Source organism: Sphingobium sp. TomTYG65 (assembly GCF_055395525.1).
The window spans coordinates 199,218-213,587 of record NZ_AP027330.1 but is presented as its reverse complement, the minus strand read 5'-3'; the positions used below and the strand labels follow the sequence as shown (position 1 = coordinate 213,587).

Annotated in this window: 17 protein-coding genes; 8 read left to right on the top strand and 9 right to left on the bottom strand. The window is 62.8% G+C overall.

The genetic code is table 11. The annotated features are described in order from the left end of the window. Positions 1 to 77: 77 nt before the first annotated feature. The 3 genes from ACZ5Y5_RS01145 to ACZ5Y5_RS01135 form a co-directional block, all read right to left on the bottom strand. Complete coding sequence (locus ACZ5Y5_RS01145; protein ID WP_464809389.1) at positions 78 to 893, bottom strand: ferredoxin--NADP reductase; 816 nt, start codon at positions 891 to 893, stop codon at positions 78 to 80. Between the two features lie 175 nt (positions 894 to 1,068). Then, the gene (locus ACZ5Y5_RS01140) at positions 1,069 to 1,386 is read right to left on the bottom strand and encodes a hypothetical protein (RefSeq protein ID WP_464809388.1); all 318 of its coding nucleotides are present in this window, start codon (positions 1,384 to 1,386) and stop codon (positions 1,069 to 1,071) included. Between the two features lie 109 nt (positions 1,387 to 1,495). Next, positions 1,496 to 3,091: a phosphoenolpyruvate carboxykinase gene (locus tag ACZ5Y5_RS01135; RefSeq protein ID WP_464809387.1), complete on the bottom strand. Its 1,596-nt coding sequence runs from the start codon at positions 3,089 to 3,091 to the stop codon at positions 1,496 to 1,498. Between the two features lie 285 nt (positions 3,092 to 3,376). Here ACZ5Y5_RS01135 and ACZ5Y5_RS01130 point away from each other — a divergent pair, with 285 nt between their 5' ends. The 8 genes from ACZ5Y5_RS01130 to ACZ5Y5_RS01095 all read left to right on the top strand — a co-directional run bounded on the left by ACZ5Y5_RS01130 (position 3,377) and on the right by ACZ5Y5_RS01095 (position 10,074). Further along, positions 3,377 to 4,081: a response regulator gene (locus ACZ5Y5_RS01130; protein ID WP_464809386.1), complete on the top strand. Its 705-nt coding sequence runs from the start codon at positions 3,377 to 3,379 to the stop codon at positions 4,079 to 4,081. After that, complete coding sequence (locus tag ACZ5Y5_RS01125) at positions 4,050 to 5,645, top strand: ATP-binding protein (protein ID WP_464809385.1); 1,596 nt, start codon at positions 4,050 to 4,052, stop codon at positions 5,643 to 5,645. The genes ACZ5Y5_RS01130 and ACZ5Y5_RS01125 overlap by 32 nt, the downstream gene beginning before the upstream one ends. Positions 5,646 to 5,738: 93 nt before the next feature. After that, positions 5,739 to 6,173, top strand: coding sequence for an HPr kinase/phosphorylase (locus ACZ5Y5_RS01120; RefSeq protein WP_464809384.1), 435 nt, complete (start codon positions 5,739 to 5,741; stop codon positions 6,171 to 6,173). After that, on the top strand, positions 6,170 to 7,108 hold the full coding sequence (gene rapZ / locus ACZ5Y5_RS01115; RefSeq protein ID WP_464809383.1) for an RNase adapter RapZ: 939 nt from the start codon (positions 6,170 to 6,172) through the stop codon (positions 7,106 to 7,108). The genes ACZ5Y5_RS01120 and rapZ overlap by 4 nt, the downstream gene beginning before the upstream one ends. Positions 7,109 to 7,130: 22 nt before the next feature. Then, a complete protein-coding gene (locus tag ACZ5Y5_RS01110) occupies positions 7,131 to 7,535 on the top strand; it encodes a PTS sugar transporter subunit IIA (protein ID WP_066524707.1) in 405 nt (134 codons plus the stop codon). After that, entirely contained in the window at positions 7,532 to 7,804 is a 273-nt protein-coding gene (locus ACZ5Y5_RS01105) for an HPr family phosphocarrier protein (protein ID WP_464809382.1), read from the top strand. Before ACZ5Y5_RS01110 ends, ACZ5Y5_RS01105 begins: the two co-directional genes overlap by 4 nt. A 64-nt stretch (positions 7,805 to 7,868) precedes the next feature. After that, a complete protein-coding gene (locus tag ACZ5Y5_RS01100) occupies positions 7,869 to 8,669 on the top strand; it encodes a TrmH family RNA methyltransferase (RefSeq protein WP_464809381.1) in 801 nt (266 codons plus the stop codon). A 130-nt stretch (positions 8,670 to 8,799) separates the two neighbouring features. Further along, on the top strand, positions 8,800 to 10,074 hold the full coding sequence (locus tag ACZ5Y5_RS01095) for an MFS transporter (RefSeq protein WP_464809380.1): 1,275 nt from the start codon (positions 8,800 to 8,802) through the stop codon (positions 10,072 to 10,074). Between the two features lie 204 nt (positions 10,075 to 10,278). On the opposite strand, the gene rplS is transcribed toward ACZ5Y5_RS01095, so the two are convergent. The 6 genes from rplS to ffh all read right to left on the bottom strand — a co-directional run bounded on the left by rplS (position 10,279) and on the right by ffh (position 14,323). Then, on the bottom strand, positions 10,279 to 10,647 hold the full coding sequence (gene rplS / locus ACZ5Y5_RS01090) for a 50S ribosomal protein L19 (protein ID WP_464809379.1): 369 nt from the start codon (positions 10,645 to 10,647) through the stop codon (positions 10,279 to 10,281). A 5-nt stretch (positions 10,648 to 10,652) separates the two neighbouring features. Beyond that, positions 10,653 to 11,390, bottom strand: coding sequence for a tRNA (guanosine(37)-N1)-methyltransferase TrmD (gene trmD, locus ACZ5Y5_RS01085; protein WP_464809378.1), 738 nt, complete (start codon positions 11,388 to 11,390; stop codon positions 10,653 to 10,655). Then, positions 11,387 to 11,659: a hypothetical protein gene (locus ACZ5Y5_RS01080; protein WP_464809377.1), complete on the bottom strand. Its 273-nt coding sequence runs from the start codon at positions 11,657 to 11,659 to the stop codon at positions 11,387 to 11,389. The genes trmD and ACZ5Y5_RS01080 overlap by 4 nt, the downstream gene beginning before the upstream one ends. A 137-nt stretch (positions 11,660 to 11,796) precedes the next feature. Further along, complete coding sequence (gene rimM, locus ACZ5Y5_RS01075; protein ID WP_464809376.1) at positions 11,797 to 12,276, bottom strand: ribosome maturation factor RimM; 480 nt, start codon at positions 12,274 to 12,276, stop codon at positions 11,797 to 11,799. Between the two features lie 5 nt (positions 12,277 to 12,281). Continuing rightward, positions 12,282 to 12,731, bottom strand: coding sequence for a 30S ribosomal protein S16 (rpsP, locus tag ACZ5Y5_RS01070; RefSeq protein WP_464809375.1), 450 nt, complete (start codon positions 12,729 to 12,731; stop codon positions 12,282 to 12,284). 128 nt (positions 12,732 to 12,859) lie between these two features. Beyond that, entirely contained in the window at positions 12,860 to 14,323 is a 1,464-nt protein-coding gene (gene ffh, locus ACZ5Y5_RS01065; protein WP_464809374.1) for a signal recognition particle protein, read from the bottom strand. Positions 14,324 to 14,370: the final 47 nt, after the last annotated feature.

The window sequence follows — 14,370 nt, the reverse complement described above, 5'->3', positions numbered from 1 at the left end:
TAATCCTCTGCACATCCCTACAAAGCAAAAGGGCCAGCGTCGCCGCCAGCCCTCTGCTTCAATCCTGATGCAAGCAATCAGCCGACAAACGCCCGCTCGATCACGAAAGCGCCTGGCGCCGCATTGGAACCTTCGACAAAGCCTTCGCCTTCGAAATAGGCGGCGAACTGCTTGATCATCTCCATGCTGCCGCACATCATGATGCGGTCGGTCTCGGGGTTGAACTTCTTGTCCCCCGCGATCCCTTCGAACAGCGCGCCATTCTCGACCAGCTTGTCGATCCGCACATTGTTGCGGAACGGCTCGCGGGTGACGGTCGGGACATAATGGAACTGGTTTGCCGCCTGTTCGGACACCAGCGGGTCCTCCGCCAGCTTGCCTTCCAGTTCGTCATGGAAAGCCAGGTCGCTCACACGGCGCACCGAATGAACGACAACCACTTCCTCGTAAAAGTCATAGACGTCCGGGTCGCGCGCCAGGCTGAGGAACGGGGCCAAACCAGTGCCGGTCGAGAGCATGAACAGCCGCTTGCCCGGCAGCAGCGCGTCGGTGACGAGCGTGCCGGTCGGCTTGCGGCCGAGATATATCTGGTCGCCGGGCTGGATCAGCTGCAGCTTGGAGGTCAGCGGACCGTCCTGCACCTTGATCGACAGGAACTCCAGTTCCTCGTCCCAGGCGGGGCTGGCCACAGAATAGGCGCGCAGCAACGGCTTGCCATTGTCACCCTGCAGGCCGATCATCACGAACTCGCCCGAACGGAAGCGGAAGCTTGCCGGGCGGCTGATGCGGAAGCTGAACAGATGTTCGTTCCAATGGCGGACCGACAGCACGGTTTCCACGCTCAGGGCGCCGGTCGGCTCCAGCACCGGCTTTTCGATCGTCACGTCGCTCAAAACCTTTATCTCCTGCCAAATCCAATTCGCCAACGTCCCGGCAGGAACGCTAGTTGCGTGGCTTTCGCAATAAGTGATGGGGCGCGAAATGCCTTTTCGACCCGCCGAAGGCAAGGTGAAAAAACTATTCGGCCCGATAGCTGACGATCATATGCAGGTGCCGCCAGACGGACGTTCAGCCAAAAAGCCCCTTGGCCAGACGACTGAGCTCACCGAAGGGATTGCCGTCGCCGTCCCGATCGAACAGACCGCCGATCTTGCTCAGCACCGCTTCCGGGCCGCCGAACTGCGCAAACAGCTCCTGCAGCTTGTCCGCCGATACGCCATGTTCCGCCGCGGTGGTCGCCAGCGCCGCCACATCGGTCTCACCCGCTGCGATCTTGCCGCCGATCTCGGCCATGAGCGCCTGCATCTGCTCGGCTGACAAGCCCAATTTGGCCGCGACAGCTTCCAGCCCGCCTACAGAATTCAGAAGTTCGTCAAACATCGCCATGATCCCGTTGCTCTTTGCGCCAGGATAGCATCCCGCCGCCCCAGCCGAAAGCAAAAGAGCCGGCGGGTACACCGCCGGCTCCTGTTTATCGTGAAAGCTGTCGCGCCAGTCAGGCTGCCGTCAGCGCAGCCTCGCGTACCGAAGCATCGACATGCTCTTCGAACTGCGCGAAATTATCGACAAACTGCTTCACCAGCTTGGCGGCAGTTTCGTCATATCCTGCCTTGTCGTCCCAGGTCGCGCGCGGATCGAGGATCGTCGTATCGACGCCCGGCACGGCCACCGGCACCTGGAAGCCGAAGTTCGGATCGGTCCGGAATTCGGCATTGTTGAGGCTGCCGTCCAGCGCCGCATTGAGCAGAGCGCGAGTAACCTTGATCGGCATGCGCTTGCCCACGCCATATTTGCCGCCGGTCCAGCCGGTGTTGACCAGCCAGCAGGTGACGCCACCCTTGTTGATCCGCTCCTTCAGCAGATTGCCGTACACCGACGGGTGACGCGGCATGAAGGGCGCGCCAAAGCAGGTGGAGAAGGTCGCGGTCGGCTCCGTCACGCCGATTTCCGTGCCCGCCACCCGCGCGGTGTAGCCCGACAGGAAGTGATACATTGCCTGATCCGGCGTCAGCCGCGCGATCGGCGGCAGCACGCCATAGGCGTCCGCGGTCAGGAAGATAATGTTCTTGGGCACCGGACCCAGATTCTTTTCCGACGCATTCGGGATGAAGTCGATCGGATAGGAACCACGGCTGTTTTCAGCGAGGCTGTTGTCGTCGAGGTCGATCTCGCGCGTTTCCTCGTCGATCACGACATTTTCCAGCACCGTGCCGAACCGCTTGGTGGTGGCGAAGATCTCCGGCTCGGCCTCGGCCGACAGGTTGATCATCTTGGCATAGCAACCGCCTTCGAAATTGAAGACGGCGGTGTCCGACCAGCCATGCTCGTCGTCGCCGATCAGCGTACGGCTTGCGTCGGCCGAAAGGGTGGTCTTGCCAGTGCCCGACAGGCCGAAGAAGACCGCGGTGTCGCCATCGGGACCGATATTTGCCGAGCAGTGCATCGGCATGACGCCCTTGGTCGGCAGCAGATAGTTCAGGATGCCAAAGACCGACTTCTTCATCTCGCCGGCATATTTGGTGCCGCCGATCAGGATCAGCTTCTCGCTGAAATTGACCGCGATCACCGTCTCGCTGCGCGTGCCGTGACGGGCAGGATCAGCCTGGAAGCTGGGCAGGTCGATGATCGTATATTCGGGCGCGAAACCGCTCAACTCTTCCCGGCCGGGACGTACCAGCAGCGTGCGGATGAACAGATTGTGCCATGCCAGTTCGTTGATGACCCGCACCCTGACGCGATGTTCGGGCTGCGATCCGCCGAACAGGTCAGCGACATAGAGCTTGGCCTTCTGACCCAGCGCCTTCAGGAAATCTTCCTTCAGTGCCGCGAAATGTTCCGGGGTCATGGGGACGTTGGTCTTACCCCACCAGACGGTGGATTCGGTTTCGGCGTCCTTGACGATGAACTTGTCGCTGGCCGAACGGCCGGTGTGCTTGCCCGTCTTGACCACCAGCGGGCCATCTTTCGACAGGATGCCTTCGCCATTGGCGATTGCAGCTTCAACGAGCGGCGCGGTGCCCAGATTCCAATATTGTTCAGCGTTCGTCGAAATGCCCTGCTGATCCAGGGTGATATAGGATTTGGCCTGCACGCCTTAGCTCCTGATGTGATAATCCCGGACCGCGGCAACAACCGCCCGCGACCGATCCGCCCCTCAGCGCCGCGATCCCTTTTGCGCGGCGTCATTCTTGCAGATTGGAGGGGCAATAAGCTTTTGCACCCCCAGCGTCAAACCCCGGCGGCAAGCCGATTATCCCAAATTAGGAGGCAAAAACCGCATTTGCACCTTCCTACCCCTTTCTTGCGGGCGGCGCGGGCATCGTCTAACGCTTGAAGGAAGGCCCTGATTTAGTGGCCATGACCTTTGGAAAGACGCATGACTCCGACCATCGCCCTTGTGGATGATGACAAGAATATCCTGACCTCCGTGTCGATCGCGCTGCAGGCCGAAGGTTTCCTGACGCGCCTCTATTCCGACCCGGAGGCCGCGCTGAAGGCGCTTATCGACAATCCGGCGGATCTTGCCGTGTTCGATATCAAGATGCCGGGCATGGACGGGCTGGAACTGCTCCGCCGCTTGCGGGAAAAGAGCCATATGCCCGTCATCTTTCTGACGTCGAAGACGGACGAGCTGGATGAAGCGCTCGGGCTGGCCATGGGCGCGGACGACTATATCGCAAAGCCCTTCTCTCAGCGCCTGCTGATCGCGCGGATACGCGCGATATTGCGCCGATCGGAAGCAAGCCGGACCCCCGATTCCGCCAGCGAGCCAGCCGCCGAACCGATCGTTCGAGGCCGTCTGGAAATGGACCCTGCCCGCCATCGGGTAAAATGGATGGGGCAGGACGTCACCTTGACCGTGACGGAATTTCTGATCCTCGAAACGCTTGCGACGCGCCCGGGCGTGGTGAAGAACCGCAACCAATTGATGGACGCCGCGTATCAGGATGACGTCTATGTCGACGACCGCACCATCGACAGCCACATCAAGCGTCTCCGCCGCAAATTCCGCGAGGTTGACCCTGAATTCAATGCAATCGACACCCTCTATGGCGCCGGATATCGCTTTTCGGAAGAATGATCCGCGCGACGCGGGATTGCGTTGGTCGGGCCGTATCAGCCTGACGCCACGCATCCTGGCGGTCAATGTGTTCGCGCTGGCGCTGCTGGCGGGCGGCTTCTTCTATCTGGACAGCTACCGCACCCGCATCGTGGATGCGCGTCTCGAACAATCTGCGCGGGAGTTGAAGCTGCTCGCCCTTGGGCTCGAAACAGCTCCGCCGGACCGTGATAACGCCCTCATCGCCGCCTATGCGCGCCAGACCGGCGACCGCGTCCGTCGCTACGGGCGCGATGGACGGCTGATCGCGGACAGTTTCACGATGGACGCGCCGCGCTATCGCCTGCGCCTGCCGTCGGAAGAAGGCTGGCAGCGCCATGTCGCCCGCTTCCTCGACAAGGCTGTCGATCGCGTCGTATTCGCCGACCGCCCGCCCAATTTTGAAGAGCCTGCGGACGATCGGGCCGACGCCTGGCCGGAACTGACATTGGCGCGCAAGACCGGCCAGCCGCAGGCGATGAACCGCTATGCGCCAGATCGCACCTTCATGATTTCCGCCGCCGCCAATGTGCAGGACGGCAGCAGCCTGCTCGCGACGGAAAATGCCCGCGACATCACCCGCATCGTCAGGGCGGAGCGGCTGAGGCTGGGCATCGTCATCGCCGCCGCCGTGCTGGCGTCGGTACTCCTCTCGCTCTTCCTCGCCCGCACCATAGTCCAGCCTCTTCAGCGTCTCGCCCGCGCCGCCGTGCGTGTCCGCCTAGGCCGCGCCCGCGAGGTGACGGTGCCGCGCCTTCCAGAGCGCCGCGACGAGATCGGCATGCTGGCGCGCGCGCTCTCCGACATGAGCCATGCGCTCCGCCAGCGCATCGACGCCACCGATGCTTTCGCCGCCGATGTGAGCCATGAACTCAAGAACCCGATCGCTTCGCTCCGATCCGCCCTCGACGCACTGGACCGGGTGGACAAGCCGGATTTGCGCGCTCAGCTGATGGCGATCGCTCAGGATGATGTGCGACGCCTGGACCGCCTCGTCACCGACATTGCCGAAGCATCTCGCATCGACGCCCAGCTTTCCCGCACCCGTTTCGAACCGATCGATCTGGGGTTGCTGATCGAAAAGATGGTCGTCGCCCGGGAGGCGCGTGGCGTTCCCCGTGGCATCCGCCTCGCCTTTGCGCGCCCCCGCAAGAATGTGGCGGTCGTCCTTGGCGAGGAACAGCGCCTGCTGCGCGTGCTCGACAACCTCATCGACAACGCCATCTCCTTTTCGCCCGATGGGGGCCTGGTGCAGATCCTCGCCACGGTCGCCGACAATGAAGTGCTAGTCAGCGTCGAGGATGAAGGCCCTGGCGTGCCTGAGTCCCAGCGGGAACATGTCTTCCGCCGCTTCCACAGCGTCCGTCCGGAGACGGAAAGCTTCGGCAAGCATTCGGGCCTGGGCCTCGCCATCGCCCGATCCATCGTCGAAGGGCATCAGGGCAAGATCAGCATCGCCGATCGCGAAGATAATCAACGCGGCGCCTGCTTCATGTTGCGCCTGCCCATGGCGGTCGAGCGTGATCCGGGCATTGTCTCGGAATAGGACGTCTTCGCTAAGTTTTTTGCCGCCGCAGCCGGCATATCACTGCAATTCATTTCCCACCGGCCCGCACTAGGTCTAAAGAAGGAAGCGGGTATGGTGCGGGAAGAAAAAAGCGAAACATTGCACGCGACAAGCGTCGCCATTGGTGGACGCGCGGTGTTGCTATGCGGGCCGAGCGGCGCGGGCAAGTCCGACCTGGCGCTGCGCCTCATCGACCGCGGCGCTATCCTGATCAGCGACGATTACACCGTGGTGAAATGGGTCGACGGACGGCTGGAAGCGACCGCTCCGCAAACCATAACCGGCAAGATGGAAGTCCGCGGACTTGGCGTCGTTGACATGCCCTGCGTCGATTACGCCCGCGTCGCCCTTATCATCGATCTATCCAACGATATCGACCGCATGCCCGCCGACCCGCAAGAACGGCTGATCGCAGGCGCAGGGGTCCCGGTGGTTCGCCTCGCCGCGCTGGAACCCTCAGCCCCCATCAAGGTCGAATTGGCGCTCAAGACTGTGGGCCTTGCATGAACGCGCCTACGCCGAAGACCATCCTGCTCGTTTCCGGCCTTTCCGGCGCGGGCAAGACGACCGCGCTCAAGACGCTGGAAGATATGGGTTGGGAAGTGGTGGACAACCTCCCCCTCCTTCTCCTCGAACGGCTGCTCGACACGCCGGTGCCCGCCGGCCATGAGGATATTGACGACCGGCCGCTTGCACTGGGCATCGATGCGCGCACCCGTGGCTTCGACGCCCAGGCGATCGTGCAGCGGATCAAGGCTTTGCGCTCCCGTCGCGGCCATGATGTCGAAACGCTCTTCCTCGATTGTTCCGACATGGAACTGGAGCGCCGCTTCGCCGAGACAAGACGCCGCCATCCACTGGCGTCGGACCGGCCCGCCGCCCACGGCCTTGCACGCGAACGCGAACTTACGGATCCCCTGCGCCGCTGGGCCACCCACGTCATCGATACCACCAGCCTGACCAGCAACGGGCTGCAGCAGGAAATCCGCAACCGATTCTCCCGCGACGGCCTCTCCGCGCCGGTGCTGACGATCATGTCGTTCGGCTTTTCGCGCGGGGTTCCGCTCAACGCCGACCTCGTCTTTGACATGCGCTTCTTGCGCAATCCGCATTGGGAGGCCGATCTTCGTCCCAAAACCGGGCTGGACCCCGACGTTTCCGCCTATATCGTGGAAGACCCGGCCTATGAGGAATCGCTGCGCCGCATAGAGGAGCTGCTGGCCCTGCTTCTCCCGCGATATGCGGAGAGCGGAAAAAGCTATGTCACGGTCGCTTTCGGCTGTACCGGCGGACGTCACCGGTCGGTCCATGTCGCCGAACGCGTAGCCAAATACTTGCAAGATGCGGGCTTTTCGCCCACGGTCTCGCACCGCAATATGGAATCAGCGCCGCAGGACAGCCTGGAGAAGCGCGAACCGGGAGGCCCGAAAGCACAATCATGAAACAAGTTGGGCCGGTAAGTAGATGATTGGACTGGTACTCGTCACCCATGGGTCGCTGGCGACGGAATTCGTCGTGGCGATGGAGCATGTGGTCGGTCCGCAGCAGCAGATCGAAACCATTTGCATCGGCCCGGAAGACGATATGGAAGTGCGCCGCGCGGACATCGCCTCGGCCGTCGCACGCGTGAATGACGGATCGGGCGTCATCCTGCTGACCGACCTGTTCGGCGGCACCCCGTCGAACCTCGCCATATCGCTGCTCAAGGCAGGCGAAATCGAAGTGATCGCGGGCATCAACCTCCCTATGCTCATCCGCCTGGAAAGCGCGCGCAAGGTGATGGACGTGCGTCAGGCAGTAGCCGCGGCGCGAGAGGCGGGGCAGAAATATATCAGCGTAGCATCGGAACTATTGGGTAGCACCACATGAGCGAAATCAGCCGGGAAGTCCGGATCAGCAACAAGCGCGGCCTCCATGCCCGCGCCAGTGCGAAATTCGTGACCTTGGCAAGTGGCCTTCCCGCACAAATCACCGTGCGCAAGGATGGCAGCGAAGTGACAGGCACGTCCATCATGGGCCTGATGATGCTCGGCGCCGCGCTGGGCGACTCCATCGTCATCAGCGCGACCGGGCCGGACGCAGCGGATTCGCTGGGCAAGCTGGTGACGCTGGTCGAAGACAAGTTCGGCGAAGAATAGCTCTTTCTCCCATCGCCCTAGCCCGATAGAGAGGCCGCCTCGTTCCAGGAGGAAAGCAGGCGCAGTGGCACGCGAAATCACCGGATTTTCCAACCCGCTGGTGAAGCGCGTCCGCAGCTTGCGTGAGAAGAAATTCCGCAAGGCTGAAGGGCTCTTCCTCGCCGAAGGGCTCCGCATCCTCACTGAAGCGCGCGAGGAAGGCGTGCTGCCCGAAATGCTGTTCCATGCGGGCTCCAGCCACCCCCTCGCCGCCGATCTGATCGCCGCGATGGAAGATGCCGGGGCAGATGTGATCGAAACGACGCCCGACATTCTTGCGAAGATATCGGGGAAGGACAATCCACAGGCGGTTGTGGGCGTCTATCGCGACCGGCTGACCCCGCTCGCCAAGCTTGACCGGACCAAGGCGGACATCTGGATCGTCGCCCAATCGCTGCGCGATCCCGGCAATCTTGGCACCATCCTGCGCACCGGCGACGCGGTCGGCGCGGGCGGGCTCATCCTGATAGACGATTGCGTCGACCCCTTTTCGGTCGAATCCGTGCGCGCCTCCATGGGCGCCCTCTTCACGCAATCGATCACCCAGGCCCGCTGGGGGGAGTTCATGCACTGGCTGCGCGAAGGGCCGGGCGAACTGATCGGCACCAGCCTCAAAGCAACGCATGATTATCAGGAACCACGCTATCAAAGCCCCAGCTTCCTGCTGGTCGGCAATGAAGCGCAGGGCCTGCCCGAAGCCTATGAGGCCGAATGCGATCTGCTGGTGAAAATGCCGATGCTCGGCAAGGCCGACAGCCTGAACGCGGCCGTCGCCTGCGCGGTGATGGCCTATGAACTGCTGAACCAGAAACGGGCGAAACGATAGAGCAAGGCCGAGCATCTCAACCGTTCGGGCTGAGCTTGTCGAAGCCCCCTCTCTTTCCATGGAAAAAGACGGCCCTTGCGGCGAGCGGCGGATAAACAGGCTGACCGATTTGCAGGGGGTAAAGAGGACGATGGCGAACGAAGGAATAGGCGCGATGCTGCGCCACAAGCGGGTGCTGGCGGCCAGCCTCATCGGCACGGCGGTCGAGTTCTACGACTTCTACATCTACGCCACCGCCGCGAGCCTGGTATTCGGCCCCCTCTTCTTCCCCGCCTCGTCTCCCTCCGCGCAGCTGCTCGCCGCCTATGGCAGCTTGGCCCTCGCTTTCTTCGCCCGACCTCTGGGTGCGGCGGTGTTCGGGCATTATGGTGACCGCATCGGTCGCAAGGCGACATTGGTCACCTCTCTCATGCTGATGGGCGGTTCGACGCTCGCCATCGGCTTCCTGCCCACCTATCAGTCGATCGGCTGGTGGGCCCCGCTGATTCTGTGCATCCTGCGCTTCGGCCAAGGCTTCGGCCTGGGAGGCGAATGGGGCGGCGCGGCGCTGCTGGCGGTGGAGAATGCGCCGCCAGGATGGCGCGCGCGTTTCGGCATGTTCCCGCAACTGGGCGCACCGGTCGGCTTCCTCGCCGCCAATGGCCTGTTCCTGATCCTGGGCACGTTCCTCACCGACAAGGATTTCTTCGCCTGGGGCTGGCGCTTACCCTTCCTGGGAAGCGCGGTACTGGTGTTCCTCGGCCTCTGGGTCCGCCTGAAACTCACCGAGACTCCCGAATTTGCGGCCGCTCAAGCCGAAGCGCCGCCGCCCGCGCTGCCACTCGCGACCTTGCTATCCAATCATCTTGGCGCGGCGGTCGCCGGGACATTCGCCGTGGTCGCCTGCTTCGCCGTCTATTATATCGCGACAGCCTTCGCGCTCGGCTACGGCACGACCACGCTCAAGATCGATCGCGAGACATTCCTCGCCATTCAGCTGGGCGCGATCCTATTCATGGCGCTCAGCATCATCATCGCCGGCTGGTGGTCGGACAAGAGCAGCCCAACCCGCGTACTGGTTGCCGGCTGCATCGGCACGGTGATGATGGGCATCATCTTTGGCCCTGCCATGGGCACGGGTCAGTTGCTGCCGATCTTCCTGATCCTGAGCCTCGCCCTGTTCCTCATGGGTTTCGTCTATGGCCCGCTGGGCGCCTATCTGCCGCATCTTTTCCCGGTTCAGCTGCGCTATACCGGCGCATCCTTCGCCTTCAACCTCGGCGGCATCATCGGCGGCGCGCTGGCGCCCATCGTCGCGACCTGGCTCATCCAGGTGCAGGGCGTGGAACTGGTCGGGCTTTACATGTCGGCGGCAGCGGCGATCAGCCTTGGCGGGCTCTGGTTTACCAGCCGGAACCCCGCCTAGATCCTCCCCATTGGCGCAGGGGTAGGGGGGACCATGCGTAGCATGGTGGAGGGGAAATAGCACAACGCCACCCCTTCCGCTCACCATGGGCCAGGCCGACAGCCCCTTCCCCAAACAGGCTTGAGGAGGATCAAGCAGGAAAAAAGGCGGCGTCCCATCGGAACGCCGCCTCTCTTTGTCTCGGCCGTCAAGCCGCGAGGAAAATCAATCCTCGCTGCGCACGTCGCGGCGCTCGGCAATACGAGCGCGCTTGCCGGTACGGCCGCGCAGATAGTAGAGCTTCGCACGACGCACGACGCCGCGGCGGACGACGGTGATCGAATCGATGTTCGGCGAGTAGAGCGGGAAAACACGCTCCACGCCTTCACCGAACGAAATCTTGCGTACGGTGAAGTTGCTGCCCATGCCCTTGTTGGAGCGGGCGATGCAAACGCCTTCATAGTTCTGGACGCGGCTGCGGTCGCCTTCGACGACCTTCACGCCGACGCGCAGCGTATCACCCGGACGGAAATCCGGAATATCCTTGGCGAGAGCCGCGATGTTTTCGGCCTCGATCTGCTGGATCAAGTTCATCTAACTCAGTCCTTACTTTCGCGTTGCGCACCAGAGGGCGACTGGTCCCGAACGCCGATATGACGTTCCCAAAGGTCCGGCCGCCTTAGCCGTGTGTCCTCTTCCGCCCTTTGTTTCCGCCAGGCGGCGATCTTCGCATGATCCCCCGATCGCAACACTTCAGGGATCGTGCGCCCTTCCCACTCAGCGGGTCGGGTATAGTGCGGATATTCAAGAAGGCCGCTTTCGAAGCTCTCTTCATCCCCACTGGAAGCCGCGCCCATTACTCCGGGAAGCAAGCGAATGCAAGCATCCAGCAGCATCAACGCGCCCATCTCTCCGCCGGAAAGAATGATGTCGCCCATGCTGATCTGTTCAATCGGCCGGGCCTCGAAAATGCGTTCGTCAAAGCCTTCGAACCGGCCGCACAGGATGGTCGCGCCAGGACCGCCAGCAAGCTCGCGAATGCGCCCTTGCGTGATCGGCGCGCCCCGCGGCGTCATCGCAATCAGGGGCAGGTCCGGTGCCCTCTCCACGGCATGGTCGATGGCAAGGCCCAGAATATCTGCGCGCAGCACCATGCCCGCGCCGCCGCCCGCAGGCGTGTCATCTACGGTGCGATGCTTGTCCGTGGCAAAGTCGCGGATGTGGATGGGATCGCAGGCCCATTTCCCCTCCGCCAGCGCTCGCCCGGCGAGCGACAGCCCAAGCGGTCCCGGAAACATCTCAGGGTAAAGCGTCAATATCTGAGCGCGAAAGCTCACGCCTTGCGCGCCTTGAGCCAGGCGCCCGCCATGCCGCCCAGCAGCGACACCGCGCCTCCCGCCATCAGCGCCATACCGATGGCGCGCAGCAGGTCCGCGAAGGGCCGGTCGGGGTGAAGCAGCGATGGGAGCAGGAAGAACATCGGAATGGGAATGACCAGAGCGACCGCAGCCGCGATCTTGAGCCCCCGCGACCATCCCATGCCGAACAGCCGCCAGCCAGCGGCAACCATCAGCAGCAAATAAAGAGCGGCAAGAATTTTGGGCATTAGCGCTGCCTCACACCACTTCGTCATGCTGAGCTTGTTTCAGCATCTATTTCGCCTCAGGCACCGTAGTTTCCTGGAGGCACTGAATTTTGAGCCGATGGCCCGCGCGACCAAACAAGTTCAGGAAGACAATTGCATCAAACCGCAAACGCCGCATCGATAACCGCGCGCTCATCAGCGATCGTCACCGCATGCATCGGCGCCATGAAGCGTTTGCCATTCGGCCGCTCCACCTCGATGATGTCACCTGCGCCGAAATTCTCGACCGCGACGATATTGCCTAGCCCTTCCCCCTCCGTAGAGAAGCAGGGCAAACCGATCAGATCAGCATGATAATATTCGCCCTCCTCCAACGGAGGCAGGGCCGATCGGGGCACGGTGAGTTCGGTCCCGCGCAAGCCTTCGGCAGCGCCGCGATCGCCAATCTCGACGAACCGCGCTACCGCTCCATTGGGACCGGGGCGCACCGACTTTAACGTCAGAACGCGCCCCGCCGCATCGAAGCTCTTATAGGATTTAAGGGCCTCAGCCCCTTCCCCAAACAGCTTCAGACGGACTTCGCCCGTCACCCCATGCGCGCCGATGATGACGGCGAGAGTGACGGGCTTGTCGGTCAAGTCGATCAGCCTTCAGCCGATTCTTCAGCCGGAGCAGCTTCTTCAGCGGGCGCTTCGGCCGGAGCGGCAGCGGCTTCAGCAGCGGCAGCCTTGGCGGCTTCAGCAGCTTCAGCGGCTTCGGCTGCCTTGGCAGCGCGGTCTTCGGCGCGATCCTTGGCCTTCTGACCCGGCTCAGCCTTCTTGGGGTTGTTGCGCGCAGCGCGTTCCTTCACGCCAGCGGCGTCGAGGAAGCGGGCGACGCGGTCGGTCGGCTGGGCGCCAGCGGCAACCCAGTGCTTCGCGCGCTCGACGTCGATCACGACGCGCTTCTCATCGCCCTTGGGCAGGACGGGGTTGTAGCTGCCGATGCGCTCGATGAACTTGCCGTCACGCGGTGCGCGGCTGTCAGCCACGACGATGCGATAATAGGGACGCTTCTTGGAACCACCGCGCGAAAGACGAATGGACGTTGCCATGAACCTTGACCTTACCTTTCTGTACTAAACTACATATTTTCCAACTTCGTCATCCCAGCGAAAGCTGGGATCTCTCTGCCCTCTGGAGAGAAGTGAGATCCCAGCTTGCGCTGGGATGACGGGCTACTTCACTTCTTCATGAAATTCTGAAAGCCGGGCGGCAGGTTGGGCATGTTGCCGCCCCCGCCCAGGCCACCCAAACCGCCAAGGTCCGGTGTGCCGCCTGCGCCGCCGAGCATCTTGTCCATGCCGCCGCCGGTGAACATCTTGGCCAGCCCTTTCAGGCCGCCCATCTTGCGGATCTTCTTCATCGCCGTTTCCATCTCCTGATGCATTTTCAGGAGCTTGTTGACTTCCTGCACGGTACGGCCGGAACCCTTGGCGATACGGATCTTGCGCTTGGCGTTGATCAGCGCGGGCTTCTCCCGCTCCTTGGGCGTCATCGATCCGATCATCGCGTCGAGATGGATCAGCGTCTTGTCATTGGCGCCGCTTGCCGCCATCGCGGCCTGCGCCTTCTTGAGGCCCGGCAGCATGCCTGCCAGCGCGCCCAAGCCACCCATACGGCGCATCTGGTTAAGCTGCGAACGCAGGTCGTTCATGTCGAACTGACCCTTCGCCATTTTCTTGGCGAGCTTGTCGGCTTCCTCGGCGTCAATGGTTTCCGCCGCGCGCTCCACCAGCGACACGACGTCGCCCATGCCAAGGATGCGCTGCGCCACGCGCGCCGGATGGAAAGGCTCGATCGCGTCGAGCTTTTCGCCGGTGCCCGCGAACTTGATCGGGCGGCCGGTAACGGCCCGCATCGAGAGCGCCGCGCCACCGCGCGCATCGCCGTCCATGCGGGTCAGCACCACGCCGGTCAGCGGAACCTGTGCCGTAAAGCTGGTCGCGACATTCACCGCGTCCTGACCAGTCAGCGAGTCGACCACCAGCAGGATTTCCGCAGGGTTGGAGACCTCGGCCACCGCCTTCATCTCGTCCATCAGCGCCTGATCGACGTGCAGACGGCCCGCGGTATCGAGCATCACCACATCGAAGCCCTGCAGCTTCGCCGCCTGAAGCGCGCGCTTGGCGATCTCGACCGGCTGCTGCCCCGGCACGATGGGCAGGGTCGCAACATCAGTCTGCGTACCGAGCACGGCCAACTGCTCCTGCGCGGCCGGACGCTGGACGTCCAGCGACGCCATCAGCACCTTCTTGCGCTCTTTTTCCTTCAGCCGCTTGGCGATTTTCGCGGTGGAGGTGGTCTTACCCGACCCCTGCAGGCCGACCATCATGATGACGGCGGGCGGGGTCACGTCGATCAGCAGTTCGGACGTTTCAGCGCCCAGCGTTTCAGTGAGCGTGTCGGAGACGATCTTGACGACCATCTGTCCCGGCGTGACGGAGCGCAGCACATCGCTGCCCACCGCGCGCTCGGTCGCCTGATCGACGAACTGGCGCACGACCGGAAGCGCGACGTCCGCCTCCAGCAGCGCGATTCGCACCTCGCGCATCGCGGCGCGGACATCGTCCTCCGTCAGCGCACCGCGCCCACGCAGCTTGTCGAATACCCCACCGAGACGATCGCTTAGCGAATCGAACATCATCACCTCATTTGGGCCCGAAAGCCCGGAAAAGCTTGCTACCCCGCCAA